This window comes from Blautia luti, from assembly GCF_033096465.1.
Classification (GTDB): Bacteria; Bacillota; Clostridia; order Lachnospirales; family Lachnospiraceae; genus Blautia_A; species Blautia_A luti.
In genome coordinates this window covers 3418926-3441654 of the sequence record NZ_AP028156.1, presented here as the reverse complement: position 1 = coordinate 3441654, position 22729 = coordinate 3418926, and the positions used below count along the sequence as shown (strand labels likewise).

Sequence of the window (22729 nt, the reverse complement as noted above, 5' to 3'; positions counted from 1 at the left end):
TGAGGAGATAGACTATTGAGAACATATGAGAATAAAGACGAACTTAAAAACGAGATAAATAAAAGCTTTGCAAAGTATATTTCAGAATTTAATGATATTCCGGAGCATTTAAAAGATAAGAGAATTGATGAGATCGATCGAACTCCGGCAGAAAATCTTGCTTATCAGGTTGGCTGGACAACTCTTGTTATTAAATGGGAATCAGACGAAAGAAAGGGTATTCCTGTCAAAACTCCTTCGGATAATTTTAAGTGGAATCAGCTTGGCGAATTATATCAATGGTTCACAGATACATATGCTCAGCTGTCACTGCAAGAATTGAAAGACAGATTGAATGAGAATATCAACTCTATTTATGCAATGATTGATTCTCTGAGTGATGAAGAATTATTTAAACCACATATGAGAAAATGGGCTGACGAAGCAACTAAAACAGCTGTATGGGAAGTATACAAATTCATACATGTTAATACAGTTGCTCCGTTCGGAACCTTTAGAACCAAGATTAGAAAATGGAAAAAGATTGCACTATAACTTCCAGTTTGATGGAGAAAGCAAAAATCATTCATGCCCTTTGTCATATAGTTTCTGTATATTTTTTGGAAGTTTGTCAGGCAACATGGCATTTATAGCATCTTCGTTACCATCTTTCATTGCTGTTTCGTAATACCAGCACTTGAATTTTAAGAGGGAGAGAGTTTTTTGAAGTTCCTGAATTTCAGTTTCAACAGCTGATTTTCTGGTTTCAAATAATTCTTTCCTTTTTTCATAGCTGGAGCTGCCTTCAGATACCCAGATAAAAAATTGCTTTATATCTTTTATCTCAAGACCGGATTTCTTCAGACATTCAATGATACGAAGTGCTTCTAATTCATTATCGCTGAAATAACGGATATTTCCCTTACGTTCCAGATTAGGGAAAAAGCCTTCCTTGTCATAATACCTTAATGTAGAAACAGGAAGATTAAACATTGCAGAGACCTGACCGATTGTATACATAAAAAACCTTCTTTCAAATTTATGCTTGACCTAAAGTTAACTTTAGGTTGTAAGATATTTATATCATATACTATTGTTAGTGTAATTACAAGAAATTTTGCATATGGAGGATGTTAAATATGTTAAAAACAGAAAAATTAAAGCTGGTATCTGAATGGGATAAAACTTTTCCACAGAGTGAAAAAGTAGACCATAAGAAAGTGACATTTGTAAATCGTTATGGAATCACACTTGCCGCAGATTTGTATAAACCGAAAAATGCATCTGGGAAATATCCTGCGATTGCCGTAAGCGGACCATTTGGGGCAGTCAAAGAACAGTGTTCCGGATTATATGCACAGACAATGGCTGAAAGAGGATATTTAACAATTGCATTTGACCCTTCTTTTACGGGGGAAAGTGGAGGCTATCCAAGATTTATGGCTTCTCCAGATATTAATACAGAAGATTTTATGGCTGCTGTTGATTTCCTTTCTGTTCGGGAAGATGTGGATCTGGATAAAATAGGAATCATTGGAATCTGCGGCTGGGGTGGAATGGCTCTTAACGCAGCTGCGTTGGATACAAGAATAAAAGCAACCGTTGCTTCTACCATGTATGATATGACAAGAGTAAATGCGAATGGATACTTTGATTCTGAGGACAGTGAAGAAGCACGTTATGCAAAGAAACAGTCACTGAATACCCTCAGGACAGAAGAATACCGTAAAGGCGAATATTCAAGAGGCGGTGGTTGCGTTCCCCTTCCGGTTCCGGAAGATGCACCTTTCTTCGTAAAAGATTACAGTGAGTATTATAAAGGCAGATGTTATCATAAAAGGAGCCTGAATTCAAATGATGGCTGGAACAGTATTGGATGTATGTCATTTATGAATCAGCCAATATTAAAGTACAGTAATGAAATCAGAAGTGCAGTCCTTATCGTTCATGGAGAAAAAGCACACAGCTATTATTTTGGAAAAGATGCTTATGAAAATATGATTAAGGACAGCAAGTACACATCCAATAAAGAATTGCTGACAATTCCGGGAGCTGTTCATACAGATCTATACGATAATCCGGATGTGATCCCATTTGACAAAATTCAGAAATTTTTTAAAGAAAACGGAGTTGGTTAATTATGACGTGTGAAGAATATTTGAGTAATATGAAGCCCGGATATATCGTAGATGGTGGAATTGATGCTGCAAATATAGCTGCAAGCCATGCTGATGTGATGAAAAAAGCATATGAACTTGGAAAGAAATTATGAGTTTGAAAAGAGTACTGTTATTTAGTCTGTGTATATTAGTTTTATCTGGGCTTGTAGGATGTAGAGAAACAGAAATTACCGTCAAATCGGGATTGTGCGCCCAGATAAGGGCGAGTAGTCTAGCAGGTGGAATGCCTGTCTGGTAAGGTCTAACCAACCGCCAGTAGCGAGTCTTGGGTCTTCCACAGTCTGCGTCATACCAGCGTTTATGAAGAAAAAATCAAAAGCTCTTGACTTGGAGTTAACTTCAAGTAGTATGCTAATCGAAACAGGAGGTAAAAAGATGAAGAAATTACTGATTATATATTATTCATGGTCAAATGGAAACACGGAAAGAATTGCAAAAATGCTGCAGAGTGAGACTGATAGCGATATTCTAAAAATAGATACCGTAGTTCCATATTCTGGCAGTTATGATGATGTGGTAAATCAGGGACAGAATGAAGTGCAGCGCGGATACGAACCTGAAATTAAACCGCTGGATATCAATATTGCAGATTATGATGTCATCGCAGTTGGGACACCTACATGGTGGTACACAATGGCTCCGGCTGTAAAAACATTTCTGCACCAACAGGATTTTACCGGAAAGACAGTAGTACCTTTTATGACAAATGGTGGCTGGCCAGGGCATGTAATAAAGGATATGAAAGTAGCCTGCAAAGGCGCAAATGTGGTTTGCGATATGCAGATACAGTTTGATTCTACAGGTGGAAGTAATCTGGAGACACCTCAGGAACAAATTAATGAATGGATACAGAGTGTGAAAAATCTTCTTTAAATTGTGGAGGAAGAATATGACAATAAAAGAAGTGTCAGAAAAATATGGTATTTCACAGGATACCCTCCGTTATTATGAGAGGGTTAATGTGATTCCTAAAGTTACAAGAACATCCGGAGGAATTCGGGATTACCAGGAAGAAGATCTTAGATGGGTTGAGCTTGCAGTATGTATGAGAAATGCAGGACTTCCCATAGAAAGTCTGATTGAATATCAAAGGCTATTTAGGGCGGGAGATTCTACAATACCTGCATTGCACAGGCAAAAGAGGATAAACAGACAGGAAAACGACCAGAGATACTAAATCTGCCACAGGACATAGATCAATATGACGAGATTTATCTTGGATACCCGAATTACTGGGGAACCATGCCAATGGCTGTATATACTTTTCTGGAAAGTTATGATTTTACAGGAAAGAAAATTCATCCATTCTGTACGCATGAAGGAAGCGGATTGTCAAATACGGAGAGTGATATTAAAAAAAGTGCAAAAGGTGCAGTGATTGAGAAAGGCATTGCGATACATGGAAGCAGCGTAGATCAAGCGAAAGATGTACTTGAAAGATGGATACAGAAATAGAGGTTAGAAAAATGGAATGCAAGGAAATACGTGTTGATGTAAGAACTGCGTCAATAAAAGAAAGTACAGAAGGGCAACGTCAGACAAAAATATTATTTCAGATTAATCATACAATGCCTTTTACTGATGAATATAATCATTTATTAAAGGAATTGTTTGGAAATAACCTAGGAGATGGGAGTATGATATCACCACCGCTTAATGGAGCATGTGTTGGAAGCGTAAAGATTGGCAGGAATGTATTTATCAATTCTAATCTTCTTGCAATGGCAAGAGGTGGAATAACGATTGAAGACAATGCTATGATTGCTGCAAATGTACAGCTTATTTCCAATAATCATGATCCATATGATTTGTGTACTCTGACTTGTAAGCCTGTTCTGATAAGAGAATATGCCTGGGTAGGAGCTGGAGCTACGATACTTCCGGGAGTATGTATCGGAAGACACGCAATTGTGGGAGCTGGATCTGTAGTGACAAAGGATGTACCGGATTATGCAGTAGCAGTTGGAAATCCGGCAAAAGTAATAAAAATGCTTGATAAAGAAAAATTTCAGGAGGACTAAAAAGATGGAAAATATGAAGTTGAATAACAATTTGGAATGTCCAATGCTTGGACTAGGAACTTTTATGTTATCACCAGAGGATGCCTACACAAGTACATTAGAGGCATTAAAAATGGGATATTCCCTAATTGATACAGCAAATGCTTATGTAAATGAGCGTGCAGTTGGAAGAGCAATCAAGGATAGTGGAATTGACAGAAAAAATATATTTCTATCAACAAAAATATGGGCTAGCGAATATGAAAATGAGAATACTGTAGAAGAAACTCTAGAAAGACTTGGTGTTGATTATGTGGATTTACTTTATATACACCAGCCTGCAGGCAACTGGCTTGCCGGATACAGAATGCTCGAAAAAGCGTATAGAGAGGGCAAAGCAAAATCCATTGGTATCTCGAATTTTGAAGGAAAATATATGGAAGAGTTGGAAACAAAGTGGGAAATTGTACCTCAGTTTATTCAGGTGGAAGCACATCCATATTTCACACAGAAAGAACTTCGTGTAACTTTAGACAAATATGGAATTAAGCTTATGAGCTGGTATCCGCTGGGACATGGAGATACAGCATTAATGAATGAGTTGGTATTTGCAGGACTTGGCAAAAAATATGGAAAAACACCTGCACAGGTTATTCTCCGTTGGCATACTCAGATGGGATTTGTTGTAATTCCTGGAAGTAAAAATGCAGAACACATTAAGGACAATATGGATATCTTTGATTTTGCATTAACAGATGAAGAAATGGAACAGATTGCAAAGCTGGACAAAAATGAAAGATATTATCACCGCACGGATGAACAGCTTGTACAGTTTGCAAACTGGAAACCAGAGTTTGAAAAATAATATGGAGAAAATAGTATGGTCAAAAAATCATCGACATCCGACCTACAGCACGTTATAATATAGTTAATCTAATAAGAAAACCAAGTGATCATTGTTACGAAGCTGAATCGTAATGGTGGCCAACTGAGTGAACTCGATGGAACGGAATGGTTATATCCTCCGGGTGCTCCGAGCACCGAAAGGTGCTTTACAGAGATGAAAACAGGTTTTCTTATTTTGACAGGGAGTAACAGAATAGTTAGGAAAACCAAGGATTTCCTTGACTTAGGTTGACTAATCATTGTATGTATTTACAGTGGTATCTCGAGCTCCTAAGCGAGGGGTCGGAGGTTTAAATCCTCTTGGCGACGGGCTTCAAAGCGTTCGAAAATGTTAGCTGGATTAGCTGACAACGAACGCTTTTGTTATTTTCTAAACACTCAGATGCTGTTTTGCAGTAGGGAAAAAGAAAAAATATCAAAAAATTGATGATTAATGGTGAGCTTGTGATAGAATGGATAAAAGAGAAAAGCATAAAGGATGTAGTTGTGGAGAATATTTGTTATGATTAGAAAGTTGCTGAACGGAGATATCGATAGAGTTGCTGACATATGGTTAAAGACAAATCTGAAAGCACATTATTTTATTTCCAATCAATACTGGAAAAGTAATTATGAATTAGTGAAAGAAATGATGTGACAATCCGAAGTCTATGTGTATGAAGATGATAAAATGATTCAAGGATTTGTAGGACTAAATGCTGAATATATCGAAGGTATTTTTGTCTCCGATGAAATGCAGTCATGTGGCATAGGTAAGCTTTTATTAGATTATGTTAAGGATAAAAAAGTTAACTTACGATTAAATGTATACCAGAAGAATGCCAGAGCAATTTCTTTTTACCAAAGAGAAGGGTTCATTATTCAATGTGAAGATTTGGATGAAGATACTGGTGAAAAAGAGTACACTATGCTATGGAAACGAAAATAGAAATCGGAAGTTGGAGGGATAATGAAATGAATATAAAAGATTTTAAGTGGACGAGAGAACCTGATGATTACACGCTGACAGATGACAAAATTGAGATTACTACACAGCCTAGTATATCGCTTTCGAAATAACTATACCACTCACTTGTCTGCGAATCCGATTGCACAGGTCTAAAAGCCTCAGCGTAGCCCGCTACGCCTGCGTTTTTATACCAGCACACTCGAATCCGCATCCTACGCGATTGGTATAGTTATTTACGAAACGATGTACTAGAACTGATTTGTGGCAAAGAACTTACTATCATTTCCGCAATGATAATGCTCCGGTTTTGCAGATAGAAACAGAGGAAAAGTTTTTTTCATTTATGGTGAAAACAGATTTTAAGGAAAGCCATAATCGCTTTGATCAGTGCGGTGTGGTTATGTATCTTGACAGTGAGAATTGGTTGAAAGGTTCTATAGAATATGAGAATGACAATTTTCAGCACCTGGGAAGTGTCGTGACAAACAATGGATATTCAGATTGGGCAACTACGGAAATTGATGCAGAGATTAAATCTATGTGGTATCGTCTCAGTAGACGTGAAGATGATTATTGCATTGAATGTTCTGAGGATGGCATACGGTTTAAGCAAATGAGGATTTGTCATATGTGGGCTGGTGCAGGAAAAATCAAATTTGGAATTTATGCATGCAGTCCGGAAGATTCATCGTTTAAAGCGGTATTTACAGATATGAAATTGACGGAGTGTCAATGGAAAGCCCACGATGGTCAAAAACCGGATGAGATGTAGCAGAATGTATTTGATATAAAAAAACAATATGAAAATAGTTAAAGTTTTTCAGGTTGAGTAACTGAGAAAAATGAAAATTGCGGAGGTGGATTTGTTGAAGGAAAGTACATATCAAACTTCTTGCGGAACAATTCACTATTGGTCAAGTATTCTGAGTTTGGATACAACGACGCTTGTATTTCTTCCGGGGCTGACTGCTGACCATAGACTGTTTGATAAACAGGTTGCGTACTTCGATGGAAAATATAATATTATTGTATGGGATGCACCGGCTCATGCCTCTTCCTGGCCGTTCCGGTTTGATTTTGACTTGTTTGATAAGGCAAAATGGCTGAATGGGATTCTTGAAAAAGAAGAAATCATAAAACCAATTATAATCGGTCAATCAATGGGAGGATATGTAGGCCAGGCTTATGCACAATTGTATCCTGACCGGCTGGCAGGTTTTATTTCCATTGATTCAGCACCGCTCCAGAGAAACTATGTGACAGCAGTGGAGATCTGGCTTCTGAAAAGAATGGAACCAGTATATGCACATTACCCATGGAAGTTGCTTTTGAAATCCGGAACAAAGGGAGTTGCAACTTCTAATTATGGCAGAAACCTGATGAAGGAAATGATGCTGGTCTATGATGGTGATCAGCATCGTTATGCACAAATTGCCGGGCATGGATTTCGTATTCTGGCAGAGGCAATGGAAAAGGATCTGCCTTATGAAATCAAATGTCCTTCCCTGTTGATATGTGGTACAAAGGATCATGCCGGTTCATGCATAAGGTATAACAGAGAATGGCATCGAAAAACGAAAATTCCTTTAAAGTGGATTGAAGGGGCCGGTCATAATTCTAATACAGATAAACCGGAGATGATCAATAGTTTACTAGAAGAGTTCTTCTCGAATATTTTATGACAGGCAACCTAAAGTTATTTGAATTGAAAAAGTTGGAGGATACACGCATGAAAATTGTAATCATTAATGGAAGTGCCAGAAAAGGAAACACGCTGACAGCAATCAATGCATTTATAAAAGGAGCGTCAGAAAAGAATGAAATTGAAATCATTGAACCCGACAAACTCAACATTGCACCATGCAAGGGATGTGGTGTCTGTCAATGCTCTAAGGGATGCGTCGATAAGGATGATACAAATCCTACAATTGATAAAATTACTGCCGCAGATATGATTCTTTTTGCTACGCCAGTTTATTGGTGGGGAATGTCAGCACAATTGAAATTAGTCATTGATAAGTGCTACTGCCGTGGATTGCAGTTAAAAAATAAAAAAGTGGGCACGATTGTTGTAGGTGGTTCTCCCGTAGACAGTATCCAGTATGAGCTGATTGATAAGCAGTTTGACTGTATGGCAAAATATCTTTCATGGGACATGCTTTTCAATAAATCATATTATGCAACAGCCAGAGATGAACTTGAAAAAAATAAGAATTCCATGAACGAACTTGAGGGAATCGGAAAAAATTTATAAAGCACACTCCAAATTCAAGTTTGTAACGAAGGTATTTGCGATGAAAGGAATTAAGATTGAGTTATTGGGGATTGCAATAATACATTTAGGAATTGTTGTGACAACAAATAATTTTTGGGGATATGTCCTAGGTGTTCTTGGATTTGGCGTCGCTGTAGTTGGCTGTTTTCTAAAAGATAATCACTGATAACTTCTTGTTTGAAAAACCGTATTTCTACGGTGCGTTCTGTCAGATATATTCTGTTTTATGATAGCAGAAAACTGGAATTCACAGTTCTTCCATCCTTCCCATCTTCAGCGCCATAACAAGAGTTCCGGCTGCCATCACAAAGACACCAATTTCAATCACATAGATGGGAAGAAGCGCCGGACCTGCCACGGCAAAGAAGTCCACGATAAAATGAATCCCATATGCAAGAACCGCTGTAAAAGCCGCTGTCCTGCATTTGCCTGCCTTTACCGCCCGGTAGATCAGCAGTGACAACCCGATATGCAGAATGATGGCACTGATTCTTTCGATTCCGCTTACAAAAAAGAGTGGTGCCGGTGTTGTCCATAGGGCCGACAGCTGTGACACGGTCTGGTTTGCAGACTCAGCAGGAAGTGCCGCCAGCGTATTCTGCATGGCTCCGCTGTTGATCATCAGCATGGACACAAGATTGCTGATTCCGGAGAGTCCTCCGATCAGAATGGCCTCCACACCGCCATGCCCGATTCCATACATCAGTGCATTTGGAAAATCCAGCCATTTCTTCATCCAGAACTTCATGGCAATCAGTCTTCCGGTCTCTTCAAAAACCGCTGCAGCCAAAGCCGCGTACACATAGTAAAGCCATGGCCTGCTCTGTGCGTTCAGTCCGCAGAACTGAATGACAAGAACATGCAGCAGCTGCTCCAACAGCATGGCAAACAGCAGATAGGTTCCTGCTCCGATAAAGAACGAGGAAATCCTTGCCTTAAGCTTCACCCTTCCTGCAATGAACAAAGCAATCGGTACCCCCATCGAGAAGACAACGGAGCAGATAACTCCCGCTATCGCCAGACCTGATATTGTGTTCAATTCCATCTTTATACCTCCCTGATTCTCAAAAAATTCCTTTGTTGTATTTGAACTGTCCATACAATATAAAGCCTAATCCGACAATAACTGCTGGAAGAATGATATAATCTATAATTATTTCACTCCAAAACGAAACAATAAAACCTAATACAAGAGATATTCCTATGATCAGCGTTCCTGTGCCGACTGTTTTTCCATACTTTGGTATATCTTCTTCCTTTACTTTTCGCCTGTTATAAGAGTGAATTGTGCTGATATTGCCTTTGATATTTACAATTCCCACAACAGATATGAACACTCCCAAAATCAACATTATAATATTTTCCATAATGACCTCCTAAAAATAGAATAGTTCCTCAAATTTTTTGTCCAATGCAATACAAAGAATTAGAGCCAATTTTGCAGTTGGATTAAACTGTCCTGTTTCAATAGAACTAATGGTATTTCTTGATACCCCTACCATTTCTGCAAGCTGAGCTTGAGAAAGATTTGCTTCTGTGCGAACTTCCTTTAAGTGATTTTTCAGTTGTAATTGTTCTTTCATATTCTCACCTCTAAAAGATGGCTAACAAATCCAACAAATGCCAAAATGGAAAGCACAAAAAACAGAACAGTCAAGACCAAATCGCTCTTTCGCTTCATTTTGATAAAACGAACTAACCATTGTGTTGCAATAATGCTGAAGTATATAACCCACGGACTGTAAATCATAGTATGAGCAAGCACAGAAGATAACAGCGAAAGCAAACAACACACTAAAGCACCAACTCTGCTTGCGTGACTTCCGGCTTGATATACCACTTCCATTTCAGCCAAGTCCTTATTGCGATGTTCTTTTCTGCTTGCATTTAAGATTTCGTCTTTTTTCATAAAAACACCTCCATACCAAGTTTTCTTTGCATATTTTATATTATGCACATACCAAGTTTTCTTGTCAATAGAGTTCATAAAAAAGTTACAACCGATATAAGAGATAACTTTTCTACCACTTCGATTATGCGTTAGATTGGAATCTTGCTAGTGTGAAGTATTATATATAACCAAATTGAAGGAAAAGAATTATCTGAAGAGGCAGGGAAGTAGCCAAAAAGGGAAATGGGTGATATTAACAAAACGAGATTGACACTTGTATCAATTCGTGTTAAACATATGAAATGTAAGGAGGAGAGAAAGATGCCCTTGACGGAATGACACGGAGTTGATCAATGGATATTTGCAGTCAATGAAGTCAAATATTCGAGAAATCATTCGTTATATGGATGATACGACACTTGAAAAATCAAATGATAAAAAGAAAGATAAACAGGAATCTACGAGTACCATACCAGAGGAAGTGCAGGAATTTGTGAATCTGACAATTACAGAGCATATGGGAAAAGCGTATTCGGAATGGAAGTTAAATCAGGATAAAGAGCCAGTAAGTGAGATTGAAAAGAAATACTAGGAATTACTGGAAACGTTATCCCCAGAACAGGAAGAAGTGATTACGGAATACTGTAATGCAATTTTCAGCAGTGGAGCAGATATAGAAGAGTTTTTCTATCGGTTGTGATTAAAAGATGGACTGAACCTAAAAAATACGGTAAAATCTGTATTAGAAATGATATCGTGAAATCAAGATTTGTAAGAATAAAAAGGATAAAGAAATGAGGGTTCAACAATTAAAATATATTTTGAAGGTAGCAGAAGTTGGCTCTATTACTGAAGCGGCAAAACTGCTTTTTATATCACAGCCAAGTCTGTCCAATTCCATCAAAGAAACGGAAAAAGAGGCTGGTATTACCATTTTTCTTCGCAGCAGAACCGGAATTACTCTGACAAAAGATGGTGCTGAATTTCTCGGTTATGCTCGTCAGGTGATACAGCAGATGGAACTGCTGGAGGATCGGTATGTTACAAATCTTCCGGGAAAAGTGACATTTGGAGTATCTTCTCAGCACTATACTTTTACGGAAAACGCTTTTGTGGAGTTAGTTAAGCGTTTTGGACAGAAACGATACGCTTTTTATTATAATGAAACCGGAACACATCAGATATTGGATGATGTGAAAAATCGTGTCTGTGATTTAGGCATCCTTTATGTATCGCATGAAAACGAAGTCGTCATGCGGAAAGTGATAGAGGAAAACCATCTGGTGTTTACCGAGCTATTTTCAGCAAAGCCTCATGTTTTTTTACAAAAAGATCACCCATTAGCATCGAAAAAAGTAGTTTCCGTCCATGACCTTGCACCTTATCCGCGGCTAAACTTTGTACAGGGAGAGTATGAATCTGTCTATTTTTCAGAGGAACTATTCAGCTCCATCCCGGTGGATAAGGAAATTCGGGTCAATGACAGAGGGGCTATTGTCAACTTCATGCTTGGACTGAATGCCTATACTATTTCAAGTGGCATTTTCCCGAAATATTTGAACGGAGAAAATATCATCTCCGTTTCGCTTGCAGAAAATGAAACAATGCATATTGGATATGTGTTGAATGAAAATCAGGAATTAAGTGAACTTGGAAAAAGCTATCTGGAAGAATTACGGAAATATGCTCCAGCCAATCCATAGTCATAGGCTATGGATAATCATATAAAATAGGTGTTATGTATGTACCGCTGTTTGCTGATATAATAGCAGCAGAAAGGTGGTTGATGATTATGCCTATGGCGGTAGGAACCAGTGTTTGTGCGGCATTGGTGGTAGCAGCGCAGATGCAGAATAATTCTTTTAGCCATGAGCAAAAAACGGCAGCAGGATCTACACATGGTTTTATATTTTTGCTGATGCTTGTGGCTGTATGTTTAATTCTTCAGATTGTTGGCTTTAAAAATTATGAAAAGAAAGAAAAGCAGTAAAAATAAGAGGCATGAATTCTATTAGGAGTTCATGCCTTTGTCATTACAAAACATAGTGTATCCGCTTCTTGTCAAAACGATCCTGCTGAGCATGAACCGCTTCCGGATAGCCGCATGGAATAATAGCGAAAACGTCCAGATTTTCAGGCACGTTCAATACTGTACGGACAGCCTCCATTCGTTCTTTCAGAGGAGCAATTCCAAGCCAGACAGCACCTAGTCCGAGGGCGTCTGCTTCCAGTAAGAGATTTTCTACAGAAGCACTCATATCAATCTGTGCATATTCAGGTATTGTGCAGTTAATGCGGTAACATGTAACAAAAGCAAGAGGTGCAGATGCACAGCAGGATGCGTAAGGGCTGGTCTTTGATAATTTATCTAGCGTAGTTTTATCTTTGATTACATAAAATTCCCAAGGCTGTTGATTTCCAGCAGATGGTGCCGCCATAGCTGCTTGTAGAATTTTTTCGATTTTGTCGTCCTCAACGGATTTGTTCTGATATTTTCTAATACTTGTTCTGTGAAATATTTCGTTCATTTTATAAACCTCCAATCGTTATTGTGAAATGTTTTTTAGTAATTTATGTGATATGCAGTAACTGTATATGCAGGCAACTGTCTCTGCAATCCAGAATGCATACCAGCCGTGTGTGCTACCAAGAGTTTTTATTAAAAACCATAGGCACGGAATTAGCAAAACTAACTGACGGATAGCTGCACTGATCATATTAATCATACCATTTCCTAGTCCGGAAGCAAAGTAAGGTAAAAATGTCTGACCATAATTAGTAAGCTCCACTCTTCTGGTAGTGCGTAAAAACAGATTGATCCCAAGCTCATTTTCCAGACTTTTAATATGTTTGGATAAGGTTGACTGGTTCATATACAGGCGGTCAGAAGCTTTCCCAAAATTTTTTGTTTCTGCAAGGACGACAAATTCTTTCAAATATTCTGTATTCATAATAAGCCCCTATTACTTTTAAGTCGGATTCTGACTTAATTTTAAAAGAAGCAGAATTATTTGTCAACAAAGCAAACAATATAATAAATGTATCAAATAAATAAAAACTCAGGGAGGTTTTAATATGGAAACAAAAAGGAAAGTACCTATTTTGAATATGGATGGGAGCAATCCTTGGAATTATTATTCTTATAATTGTATTATTACTCGATGTTGAGAAATATGCAGATCAATATAACAACGACTAGAAAGTGAGGATATTTATGTACGATTTAACATTTGATCCAGAAAAATATGAAATAAAAACATGTGAGCTGGGAAACCGGAGCATTACATATAGGGCATTTGAACATATTGTTTATTGTGCAAATCCTGCAAGTAAAATTCAGACATTGAACATCTATGTATCGGAAGAGTATTATAGTGGGAAAACAATAAATGGATATTCATTAAATACAGCGCCGATTTTTGCACCGAATACGGTAGGTGGCTATATGGAAGGTCCGGCAATGGAAGTGGGAATTGATCGATTTAATCACAAACCAAATTCTGCATTTGAAGCTTTATTACATGGATATGTTGTAATGTGTGCAGGAATCAGAGGCCGCAATACAGGTATGCATTCCAAAGAATTTTTTGTAGGTGGAACAGGAAAAGAAAACACAGAAAATCAGGAGAAACGAAGTGGACGTGCGCCGGCATTAATTGTAGATATGAAAGCGGCAATCCGCTATATGAGACATAACGCAAAAACAGTACCAGGAGACGTAGAAAAAATCATCACAAATTTTAAAGACTATGTCATGAGCTTTGTATCTGCATCTGCTAAAAAAGAAAAAGAAACACATGATACCAGCGTAAGATTGTCAGATCTAGCTGTTCCGGGAAGCGATATAGATGAACAGGAATACATTATATTTGAAGGAAATCAGGTGAAAAAGATTGATACAGATGCATATGTAAAGAAAATCACACGAATGAAACCAACTCCGGCTTTTGATGCACTTTCATTAGAAAGCCCGGAAAACGAAGAATTTGGTGATGATGAAGTAATGGCAAGACATTTTACAGAATTTGCTGAAAAACATTCCAAAGTAGGTGGAGTAAAAGCGGACGAACAGATTATAAAACTTTTGAATCCGACAAAATTCATCGGAGAATGTGATACGACAAAAAACTGGAGAATCCGTCATGGAGCTTTTGACAGAGATACTTCGATTGCGATTCCTGTAATATTGGCAACAATGTTAAAGAACAAAGGTTATGAAGTGGATTTTTCATTGCCGTGGGGATTACCGCATAGCGGAGATTATGATCTGGAAGAATTGTTTGCATGGATCGATAAGCTTGCCAAATAAAAATGAAACAGGGTAGGATACTCTCGAAATTAAGAGAGTGTTCTACCTTTTTTGTAAAAAAAGAAGCGCAAAAAATAATAATACGAAGGATGTGCCAAGGTAATGGAGAAGTTACCGTAGTGCATCCTTTTTGTGTTATTTTCTAGAAAGATAATTTGTATTTTAAGGACAATAGTTAAAGTTTGTGGATGTTGTGACAAACCTTATATATTGATTATTTCTTTTTTCTTACTTGCGGAAAGTGATGAATGGACCGTATAATAATTATTAAGCATCCAGAGAGTTCTTATTCTGGAAATAGAATTACTCGCACCAGTGGTGCGAGTATAGATTAGGAGTAAAAGAATGGTAGAAGATACTATGTTTTCCGGGGAATCGAAAATATTGAGTACAAGGTATCCTTACCTGATAAAAGTGAAAAGTACATGAAGACAATCGTAGCTTTTGCCAATACAGTTTCTGATTCCTGTGTGCCACAGATCATTCCTGATATTGAGCCGCAGATGGTAAACGGGAAAACAGTTATTGTTGTATCAGTAGAAGCATCATCACCGGACTGGGAAACTTTATTGCCATTCTGCTGTCCTGTCTGGTCTTCCGAAATGAGCGGATGACAGGCAGAAAAATCGCAGGATGTGTTCTGGGATTTGCCGGAGTTGTGGTGATCAATCTTTTTTCCAGAAGAGTATCTCCGGTAGTGCTGAGTGGAACGCAGTTTACAATGGAATGATGTTTCGAAAGTTGCAATCTTTGGATTTGTCAATCCATTGTGCAGAGTGATTCTGTCTGCGCTGATACTTGGAGAAGTGAAACAGGCGTTTAATATTGGAAGCCTTATATTCAGAATATAGAATAAATTGAGGATAACGTAGAGAATGGAAAAAATGAGTACAAATGAAAAGCAGGCCAGTCGTATAGAGCAGGTTTGCTTTATGAATATGTGCATGATTTGCGACAATGCAGGAAATGTCCTGGCACTGGATAAAGTAAACGACAGCTACACAGGAACGACCTTTCCTGGTGGTCATGTAGAAAAGAACGAAATATTCAATGATTCCATAATCCGTGAAGTCTGGGAAGAAACCGGATTAAAAATAGAAAGCCCGAAGCTGCGAGGGGTATATCATTGGCATAGGGATGGCATTCATAATGTACTTTTTCTCTATAAAGCAGAGAAATTTTCAGGCGAGTTAAAAAGTTCTGAAGAGGGAAAAGTATACTGGATTCCATTAGAAGAACTGAAAAAACGTGAACTGGCTACAGGGATGGAATACGTGCTGGAACTTATGGAATCTGACCAGGTGAATGAGTGTTATATGAAACGGAAAACGGAAGGGTATGTAGGAACGTTGTATTAACATCGGATATTGGGTTTTCTGTTACATATACAGTTCATTAATTATATAATACTGTTATACAAAGATACCGCTGCAGCGAAGGAAAAGCCTGCATCCGACCGAAAAAACATGGAAATAAAACATATAAAAATAAAACAGATGAAAATCAGAGGAGATCATGTTCATGAGAAAGAAGAAACTGTCAGTCCTGCCATTACTGCTGGTGCTCCTGCTTAGCCTGTGTCTGGGAGCATATCCTGTGAGTGCGGCATCACTGAAGAAGCCCTCCGGACTTAAAGTCCAGAAAACTGCCGCCAGGGAAGTAAAGCTTACCTGGAAGAAAGTTTCCGGAGCTAAAGGATATGTGGTCTATCAGAAAAAAGGCTTTGCATCTTACAAAAAAGTAAAGAAAACAGGAAATATCAGTTCCCTGAAGATCAAGAATCTAAGTTACGGCCAGAAGTATTATTTCCGTATCCGGGCGTATAAAACAGTTGGCGGAAAGACTGTGTACAGTAGCTATTCATCCAGCGTAAAGATCACCATACCGAAGAAAAAGGCACCTACGCTCACACCCACTCCGGTTCCCAGAGTATTTACGGTAACTCCGAAATCCAACCCATATCAGAACAGATATATTAGAACCGCTGCTTTCACAGAGAAGACACGGTCTCATTATGTTCTTCTTTCTTATATGGAGTATTTTTCAACCATCGGAGGGGGAGAACTGCATCTTAAGAAAGGTGTTTACAATCTCGCCTATAACCTGTATGTTCCATCCAACGTAACCCTGGTATTCGAAGACGGCGTAATCATAAAAAGCCTGAAAAAGGCAGGACTTTTTGTCCTGTATGATAATAATGATGCCCGTGCAGGAGTAAAATACTCCGGATATAATGGGGTACACGACGTGAAATTCATTGGCAAGGGAACAGTAATTTTTGACAAAGAATACAGTGGAAGTGACGCCATTCTGATGGGACACACGAAGAACATCCTGATCCAGGGGATCACTTTCGCCAATATGTCCGGGAAAACTTCCCATTTCATAGAAATGGATGCCTCTTATAATGTAGAAATAAAGAACTGTACATTCAGTGGATGTACTTCCACGGGAGTTAAGGAAGCCATCAACCTGGATGTGCCGGATGCTGCCACAGGAGGATTTACCTGGGGAGGAAGTACTATGGACAAAACGGCCGACGATACCATCTATATTCATGATAATGTGTTCAGAAATCTGGCAGCAGGTGTAGGAACCCATATGTATACACCGGGACATCCCCATCGGAATATCCGCATAGAAAATAATACATTCAGCTCCTGCAGAGTATTTGCCATAAGAGCCCAGAACTGGGAGAATTCAACGATCAAAAATAATACGTTTACCAATATCAAATCTGCCACAGCATCGGAACCGGCATTTGCAGTGGATGCAAGGGGAATCAGTAATGTAACAGTCAGCGGAAATACAGCTTCTGCCTGTGATGCTTTTATGGAGATCATCGTAAGCCGTTATTCCGAGGATACCATTGCGAAAAAGCCAGGACTGGCAGATTATGAACCTGTCTACAATTCTATGAAAGAAGAGGATGTAGTATACAACACAGTATCAGGGTTGGGAACCAGTTATGATATTTCATTTACAAATGTTATTTACAATCAGATGAAATATACAGTGTACTGGAACGTAAAAAATGTCTGAACCAGTAAACCAAAATATAAAAACACACCCGAAAGAACATCAATTATCTGTCAGATAACAATATGAATACAGATAATATGATTTTCGGGTGTGTTCAGATAGAAAAAATCCGAGAAAAAGTTTACAATAGAAAACAAAGATATGCTTCCTGTGTTTTCCTGAAATGGTTCACACAGAAAGAGCAGAATCTGGAATTCGGATGTGAATCTGCGTATCTTCCGGTCCTCAAAGAAGCCAATTCTGTAGAGGCACTGAACGAAGCATTAAACAAGTAGTGATAGCACTGGAGGGCATGGGATGCTTTTAGCCTGATTTTTACGTTGATTTGACGAGAGAAGGCTTGAAACACTTACAGAAAAGGAGTAGAATTATATCATTAATTGTATGATTATATAAACATATCACCCCGACAGTTACAAAAGCGGGGGTGTTTTATACTATAGATAAATATCAGAAAGGAGCGGTGGAGATTGATGGGAACAGATTCTGACAGGGAAAAAAATACACAGCTTCTGGGACTGATCAATATTCTGGGTGATGATTACACGAATATTTATCTGGTAAACAGAAAAACTCAGCAGATAGAGATCTACCGCTACAGAAACCAGGACGTTGATGTAGAAAAAGAATTGTATAAAGAAAAACCTTATGAATCAGCCATGACTTCCTACATAGAGAACAAAGTAGTGCCTGAGGACAGACGCAAGATGAGTATGGAGACGAATCTGGATGCGGTCTGTGAACATCTCACCAGGGTGTCACAGTTTACAGTACATTATCGCGTAAGAAGAAACGGCGAAATCCAGTTTTATTATATGAAATGCGCCAGAATTGGAGATGCAGATGATTTCGAGAGCATTGTATTTGCATTTGCCAATGAAGATATAGATGTGCGCAGGAATGAGCTGAGTGAACTTCTGAAACCAGGCGGCACAGCGTCCAAGCGTAAAGTGCTGATCGTAGAGGATAATGAACTGAACCGTGAAATCCTTTCCTCAGTACTGTCTGAGAATTTCGAAGTACTTATGGCAGAGGATGGAGAAGAGGGACTGAAGCTTCTTGCAGAGCATTATAGGGATCTGTCTGTAATACTGCTGGACATCTGTATGCCGGTTTGTGACGGCTTTGAATTCCTGAAGAGGAGTCAGAGTGATCCTCTGCTGGCCTCAGTACCTGTGATCGTGACTACCGGAAGCAATCAACCGGATGTGGAGATACAGTGCCTGGATCTGGGAGCATCGGACTTCATTGCGAAGCCCTATAATTCCAGAGTGGTCATCGGCAGGATCAACAGTGTGATCAAGCTGAAAGAATCTGCACAGACACTGACTGCTGTGGAGCATGATGAGCTGACCGGGCTGTACACCAGACAGGCATTTTTCTATCATGCGAAAACACTGATACGTTTGAAACCGGAGGAGAACTTCCATCTGATAGTGGCGGATGTCAGGGATTTCAAGCAGATCAACAGCAGCTATGGAGAGAAAGTAGGAGATCAGATGCTCTGTTATCTGGGCAGGGCTTTTAACAAAAATCACAAGTTGGGACTGATCGCCAGATATGGAAGTGACCAGTTCGTGTGCATGACTTATGGAAATATTGACCTGTCACCGGCGAATGTGAAAGGATCTCTGGCAAAGATCGCTGCCGATGCGCCGGTTCCCAATGTAAGGGTGAAATGTGGAATCTATGAGAATATAGATAAATCTCAGCCAATCTCTGTACTCTGTGACAGAGGATTTCTGGCGCTGAAGAGTATCCGGGATAATTATGAATGTAATGTAGCCTATTATACCCGGGAGATGAATGAGAAGCAGAATCAGAACCGTGTTCTGGAGAACAGATTCGAAGAAGCGATCCGTGACAGGGAATTCGTAGTTTATTTCCAGGCGAAATATGATGTAAAAACAGACAAGATCGTAGGTGCAGAGTCACTGGTGCGCTGGATCAATAAAGATGGTTCTATGGTAATGCCGGGAGATTTTATCCCGCTCTATGAGAGGGACGGCCTGATCGTGAGACTGGATGAATATGTATTTCGTGAAGTATGCAGATTCCAGAGAGATACCATGGAGCGGGGTGAGGAACTTCTGCCTGTATCTGTGAATCTGTCCAGGGCAAGCATTCATCACAGCGGAGTCGTAGAGCGTTATGTGGAGATCGTGAAGGAATATGGCATTCCGCCTTCCTGTGTCCCCATTGAGCTGACAGAAACGGCAACTCTGTATAATGAACAGATCAGGAAATTTACAGATATGCTGGTGAATGAAGGATTTCGGCTTCATATGGATGATTTTGGTTCCGGATATTCGTCTCTTATCACTTTAAATGAGCTGCCGTTTACTACTCTGAAGATTGATAAGAGTCTGATCGATTATATTGAGCAGGACAAAGGTAAAAAAGTAGTACGGCAGGTGATTAATCTGGCCCACGGCCTGGATATGGACGTGATCGCAGAGGGTGTGGAGACTCTCGGACAGGTGAAACTTCTGAGAAAGATGGAATGCGATAATATACAGGGATTCTATTATGCTCGTCCACAGCCGAAAGATGTGTACATAGAAATGCTTCGGAAAAAGCAGTAAATATTATGAAACTAAAACGGGAGATATGCATACTCACTGCATATCTCCCATTTTTGGTTTCACGTTATTCATTATGCCGGCAGTGCTGCCTGCCGGACATAAGGATTATCAGATGTTCAGAAGGTCACTGTAAACTTTCAGTGCTCCGTCAGTTTCGTGTGCAAGAACACGTTTCGCAAGGACTTTACCAAGCTGTACGCCTTCCTGGTCGAAGCTGTTTAAGTTCCATACAAAGCCCTGGAACATGATCTTGTTCTCGAAGTGTGCAAGTAATGCACCCAGAGAAGCAGGTGTCAGCTCATCGCCTGTAATGATGCTGGAAGGACGTCCACCCTTGAAATTCTTGTTCAGGTTCTCATCTTTCTTTCCGCATGCAAAGGCAACGATCTGGGCAGCTACGTTAGCGCAGAGTTTCTGCTGGCTGGTGCTGTTTTCAATATCTACATCCACGCCAAGCTGGCTGTTTCTGAAGCCGATGAACTGAAGCGGTACGATATCAGTTCCCTGATGCAATAACTGATAGAAGGAATGCTGTCCGTTGGTTCCTGGCTCACCGAAGATCACCGGTCCTGTCACATAGTCAACAGGCTCACCGAAACGGTTTACAGATTTACCGTTGGACTCCATATCACACTGCTGTAAGTGTGCAGGGAAACGGCTCAATGCCTGAGAGTACGGCAGAATTGCTGTAGCAGGATAGCCCTGTACATTACGCTCATACACACCGATCAGTGCGTCCAGCATATCCGGGTTCTTTAACAGATCTCTGTTGGTTGCAAGCTCGTCCTCAGCAGCAGCGCCCTCCAGAAGCTGGGCAAATACTTCCGGTCCGAATGCCAGGGAAAGGATTGCTCCGCCTACTCCGGATACAGAAGAGTAACGTCCACCGATATAGTCATCCATGAAGATTGCTGTAAGATAATCTTCACTCTTAGCTAAAGGAGAAGTCTCGCTGGTTACAGCAAGCATATGTCTGGATGGATCCAGGCCTGCTTTGGTAAGTGCGTTCTTAACGAATGCTTCATTGGTCAGTGTTTCCAGAGTTGTTCCGGATTTGGATACAACGATGAAAAGAGAATGGGCCAGGTCGACAGATGCCAGAACAGCGGCTGCATCATCCGGGTCAACGTTGCTGATGAATTTCGCTTCCATCTTGAATGTGTTGTTGGCCTTTGCCCAGTTCTCAAGTGCAATGTATAAAGCACGTGGACCAAGGTCACTTCCACCGATACCGATCTGTACTACGGTTGTAAATTTCTCGCCGTTCTCATTGGTGATCTCGCCTGCGTGGACTTTATTAGCGAAGTCTGCAGCTTTCTTCTGCTGTGTAACGTAGAATTCACGTTTGTCAACACCGTCTGCTACTACCGGGTTACCAAGCTGTTTACGTGCAAGGTGGTGAAGAACCATACGTTTCTCTCCGGTGTTGATCACTGCGCCATTGTATAATTCCTGAAATTTATCGATCAACTGTGCCTCATCAGCAAGTTCAGCCAGAGCAGATAAAACAGTTTCATCTACTTCCTTGGCAGCATAATTATAATTTAAGCCGGCTGCCATAGGTGTGTTGTAATTCTTTACACGTTCTGCGCCCTTCTCACCGGACATTGCATCAGCAATATTCACATGATTTTTCAGACCGGCAAGTTTTCCGTAGGAATTCAGGGTGTCCAGGTTTTTCCAAGTTGCCATAATAATATTCCTCCTTTAAAAATGAGTGTGGTTATCTTCCATATAATCTGCGATCTTATTGACCAGCAGCAATGCAGTAATCACGATCCTCTATACAGCAATTATACTGAAAAAGAGGTTCAATTTCAATGCAAGGATCATGGAAAATAAAAAAACCTGTAATAAAAAACATCAAGTTGCCTAATCAGGAGAAACAATTTATAATATAGATACAACAGAGAACAGCTGACATGGTACAGGTCTGTTCGGAAAGGAAAAGGTTATAACATTGGTATTCGTGGCAGCAGTAGTATTAAGCTGTGTTCTGCCGAAGAATATGGATATTGAGAGACTGGATGAAGATAATAAACAAGAAGAAACTGATACGAGGAGAGAAAAGAAATGGAATTTTGGGACATATATGATAAAGATAAGAAGCCTACAGGACGGACTATGAAGAGGAATGACTGGTGCCTGAAGGATGGCGAGTACCATCTGACGGTACTTGGAGTGATTGCCAGACCGGACGGAACTTTTCTTATTACCAAGCGTGTGATGACCAAGGCATGGGCGCCGGGCTGCTGGGAAGTATCCGGTGGAGCAGCACAGGCAGGCGAGGAATCCTATGAGGCTGTACTGAGGGAAGTAAAAGAGGAAACAGGCCTGGATGCGCGGAATGCAGAAGGAGGTTATCTTTTTACCTATCAGAGAGAGAACCCAGGTGAGGGAGATAATTATTTCGTAGATGTGTACCGCTTTGTCATGGATATTGATGAGAAAGATGTGCATCTTCAGACAGAAGAAACAGATGGATATAAATTCGCCACAGCTGATGAGATCAGAGAGCTGGGCGAGGCGGGCAAATTTTTACATTATGACAGCATCAGGAGAGCGTTTGAGTAAGAATACAAAAGAAAATTTTCGGAATAAATGAAAATCCGG

The 22729-nt window shown here is 39.7% G+C and carries 28 protein-coding genes and 3 pseudogenes; 23 read left to right on the top strand and 8 right to left on the bottom strand.

Annotated features, from left to right (window positions below; translation table 11 throughout):
- Window positions 1-15 precede the first annotated feature (15 nt).
- Window positions 16-534: a ClbS/DfsB family four-helix bundle protein gene (locus R8695_RS15955; protein ID WP_024729655.1), complete on the top strand. Its 519-nt coding sequence runs from the start codon at window positions 16-18 to the stop codon at window positions 532-534.
- Between the two features lie 27 nt (window positions 535-561).
- Here R8695_RS15955 and R8695_RS15950 read toward each other — a convergent pair whose 3' ends face one another.
- The gene (locus tag R8695_RS15950) at window positions 562-999 is read right to left on the bottom strand and encodes a MerR family transcriptional regulator (RefSeq protein ID WP_118571954.1); all 438 of its coding nucleotides are present in this window, start codon (window positions 997-999) and stop codon (window positions 562-564) included.
- Window positions 1000-1118: 119 nt separating this feature from the next.
- Here R8695_RS15950 and R8695_RS15945 point away from each other — a divergent pair, with 119 nt between their 5' ends.
- From R8695_RS15945 to R8695_RS15890, 12 genes and pseudogenes are all read left to right on the top strand, one after another.
- Complete coding sequence (locus R8695_RS15945) at window positions 1119-2117, top strand: alpha/beta hydrolase (protein WP_154779461.1); 999 nt, start codon at window positions 1119-1121, stop codon at window positions 2115-2117.
- 2 nt (window positions 2118-2119) lie between these two features.
- A complete protein-coding gene (locus R8695_RS15940; RefSeq protein ID WP_279238185.1) occupies window positions 2120-2251 on the top strand; it encodes a hypothetical protein in 132 nt (43 codons plus the stop codon).
- A gap of 208 nt (window positions 2252-2459) precedes the next feature.
- Window positions 2460-3032 carry a flavodoxin gene (locus R8695_RS15935; protein ID WP_154779462.1) on the top strand — a complete coding sequence of 191 codons (573 nt, stop codon included), beginning with the start codon at window positions 2460-2462 and terminating at the stop codon, window positions 3030-3032.
- 16 nt (window positions 3033-3048) lie between these two features.
- Window positions 3049-3327, top strand: a pseudogene (locus R8695_RS15930) (MerR family transcriptional regulator); the annotation flags it as partial.
- On the top strand, window positions 3285-3614 hold the full coding sequence (locus tag R8695_RS15925; protein ID WP_167829735.1) for a flavodoxin: 330 nt from the start codon (window positions 3285-3287) through the stop codon (window positions 3612-3614). The pseudogene R8695_RS15930 and the gene R8695_RS15925, both read left to right, overlap by 43 nt.
- Window positions 3599-4180: an acyltransferase gene (locus R8695_RS15920; protein ID WP_005347226.1), complete on the top strand. Its 582-nt coding sequence runs from the start codon at window positions 3599-3601 to the stop codon at window positions 4178-4180. Before R8695_RS15925 ends, R8695_RS15920 begins: the two co-directional genes overlap by 16 nt.
- Window positions 4181-4184: 4 nt before the next feature.
- Window positions 4185-5024 carry an aldo/keto reductase gene (locus R8695_RS15915; RefSeq protein ID WP_008393853.1) on the top strand — a complete coding sequence of 280 codons (840 nt, stop codon included), beginning with the start codon at window positions 4185-4187 and terminating at the stop codon, window positions 5022-5024.
- 543 nt (window positions 5025-5567) lie between these two features.
- Window positions 5568-5993, top strand: a pseudogene (locus tag R8695_RS17795) (GNAT family N-acetyltransferase).
- 274 nt (window positions 5994-6267) lie between these two features.
- Window positions 6268-6786, top strand: a pseudogene (locus R8695_RS15905) (DUF1349 domain-containing protein); the annotation flags it as partial.
- 94 nt (window positions 6787-6880) lie between these two features.
- Window positions 6881-7696, top strand: a complete 816-nt coding sequence (locus R8695_RS15900; RefSeq protein ID WP_154779465.1) for an alpha/beta fold hydrolase — start codon at window positions 6881-6883, stop codon at window positions 7694-7696.
- Between the two features lie 47 nt (window positions 7697-7743).
- Window positions 7744-8268 (top strand): flavodoxin family protein, encoded by a 525-nt coding sequence (locus R8695_RS15895; RefSeq protein ID WP_154779466.1) that lies wholly within the window; start codon window positions 7744-7746, stop codon window positions 8266-8268.
- Between the two features lie 40 nt (window positions 8269-8308).
- Window positions 8309-8455: a hypothetical protein gene (locus tag R8695_RS15890; RefSeq protein ID WP_167515430.1), complete on the top strand. Its 147-nt coding sequence runs from the start codon at window positions 8309-8311 to the stop codon at window positions 8453-8455.
- An 81-nt stretch (window positions 8456-8536) separates the two neighbouring features.
- Here R8695_RS15890 and R8695_RS15885 read toward each other — a convergent pair whose 3' ends face one another.
- Genes R8695_RS15885 through R8695_RS15870 form a run of 4 tightly spaced genes read right to left on the bottom strand, consistent with a single transcriptional unit; the run spans window position 8537 to window position 10198 of the window.
- The gene (locus R8695_RS15885) at window positions 8537-9334 is read right to left on the bottom strand and encodes a YhfC family intramembrane metalloprotease (RefSeq protein ID WP_243100771.1); all 798 of its coding nucleotides are present in this window, start codon (window positions 9332-9334) and stop codon (window positions 8537-8539) included.
- A 19-nt stretch (window positions 9335-9353) separates the two neighbouring features.
- Window positions 9354-9656 (bottom strand): hypothetical protein, encoded by a 303-nt coding sequence (locus tag R8695_RS15880; protein ID WP_008121271.1) that lies wholly within the window; start codon window positions 9654-9656, stop codon window positions 9354-9356.
- A 9-nt stretch (window positions 9657-9665) separates the two neighbouring features.
- Window positions 9666-9872, bottom strand: coding sequence for a helix-turn-helix transcriptional regulator (locus R8695_RS15875; protein WP_003865061.1), 207 nt, complete (start codon window positions 9870-9872; stop codon window positions 9666-9668).
- Window positions 9869-10198, bottom strand: coding sequence for a DUF6442 family protein (locus tag R8695_RS15870; RefSeq protein ID WP_005608366.1), 330 nt, complete (start codon window positions 10196-10198; stop codon window positions 9869-9871). The genes R8695_RS15875 and R8695_RS15870 overlap by 4 nt, the downstream gene beginning before the upstream one ends.
- Window positions 10199-10550: 352 nt before the next feature.
- Between R8695_RS15870 and R8695_RS15865 the strand changes: the two genes are divergently transcribed.
- From R8695_RS15865 to R8695_RS15855, 3 genes are all read left to right on the top strand, one after another.
- Complete coding sequence (locus tag R8695_RS15865) at window positions 10551-10772, top strand: hypothetical protein (protein ID WP_243139421.1); 222 nt, start codon at window positions 10551-10553, stop codon at window positions 10770-10772.
- A 202-nt stretch (window positions 10773-10974) separates the two neighbouring features.
- Window positions 10975-11883, top strand: coding sequence for a LysR family transcriptional regulator (locus R8695_RS15860; protein ID WP_154779467.1), 909 nt, complete (start codon window positions 10975-10977; stop codon window positions 11881-11883).
- 35 nt (window positions 11884-11918) lie between these two features.
- The gene (locus tag R8695_RS15855; RefSeq protein WP_205730787.1) at window positions 11919-12170 is read left to right on the top strand and encodes a hypothetical protein; all 252 of its coding nucleotides are present in this window, start codon (window positions 11919-11921) and stop codon (window positions 12168-12170) included.
- Between the two features lie 43 nt (window positions 12171-12213).
- Here R8695_RS15855 and R8695_RS15850 read toward each other — a convergent pair whose 3' ends face one another.
- Window positions 12214-12708 carry a nitroreductase family protein gene (locus R8695_RS15850; protein WP_154779468.1) on the bottom strand — a complete coding sequence of 165 codons (495 nt, stop codon included), beginning with the start codon at window positions 12706-12708 and terminating at the stop codon, window positions 12214-12216.
- A gap of 18 nt (window positions 12709-12726) precedes the next feature.
- A complete protein-coding gene (locus R8695_RS15845; protein WP_154779469.1) occupies window positions 12727-13131 on the bottom strand; it encodes a LysR family transcriptional regulator in 405 nt (134 codons plus the stop codon).
- Window positions 13132-13394: 263 nt separating this feature from the next.
- On the opposite strand from R8695_RS15845, the gene R8695_RS15840 reads away from it, so the two are divergent.
- From R8695_RS15840 to R8695_RS15815, 6 genes are all read left to right on the top strand, one after another.
- Window positions 13395-14489, top strand: coding sequence for an alpha/beta hydrolase (locus R8695_RS15840; protein ID WP_154779470.1), 1095 nt, complete (start codon window positions 13395-13397; stop codon window positions 14487-14489).
- Between the two features lie 425 nt (window positions 14490-14914).
- Complete coding sequence (locus R8695_RS15835) at window positions 14915-15103, top strand: AlbA family DNA-binding domain-containing protein (protein WP_308418790.1); 189 nt, start codon at window positions 14915-14917, stop codon at window positions 15101-15103.
- Between the two features lie 270 nt (window positions 15104-15373).
- Complete coding sequence (locus tag R8695_RS15830; protein WP_243139422.1) at window positions 15374-15847, top strand: 8-oxo-dGTP diphosphatase; 474 nt, start codon at window positions 15374-15376, stop codon at window positions 15845-15847.
- Window positions 15848-16010: 163 nt separating this feature from the next.
- On the top strand, window positions 16011-17531 hold the full coding sequence (locus R8695_RS15825) for a right-handed parallel beta-helix repeat-containing protein (RefSeq protein WP_167515431.1): 1521 nt from the start codon (window positions 16011-16013) through the stop codon (window positions 17529-17531).
- Window positions 17532-17593: 62 nt separating this feature from the next.
- A complete protein-coding gene (locus R8695_RS15820; protein ID WP_154779472.1) occupies window positions 17594-17806 on the top strand; it encodes a hypothetical protein in 213 nt (70 codons plus the stop codon).
- A gap of 198 nt (window positions 17807-18004) precedes the next feature.
- A complete protein-coding gene (locus R8695_RS15815) occupies window positions 18005-20116 on the top strand; it encodes a two-component system response regulator (RefSeq protein WP_154779652.1) in 2112 nt (703 codons plus the stop codon).
- Window positions 20117-20224: 108 nt separating this feature from the next.
- On the opposite strand, the gene R8695_RS15810 is transcribed toward R8695_RS15815, so the two are convergent.
- Window positions 20225-21808, bottom strand: a complete 1584-nt coding sequence (locus tag R8695_RS15810; RefSeq protein WP_154779473.1) for a glucose-6-phosphate isomerase — start codon at window positions 21806-21808, stop codon at window positions 20225-20227.
- 381 nt (window positions 21809-22189) lie between these two features.
- Between R8695_RS15810 and R8695_RS15805 the strand changes: the two genes are divergently transcribed.
- Window positions 22190-22690 (top strand): NUDIX hydrolase, encoded by a 501-nt coding sequence (locus R8695_RS15805; RefSeq protein ID WP_118509112.1) that lies wholly within the window; start codon window positions 22190-22192, stop codon window positions 22688-22690.
- The last annotated feature ends 39 nt before the right edge of the window (window positions 22691-22729 follow it).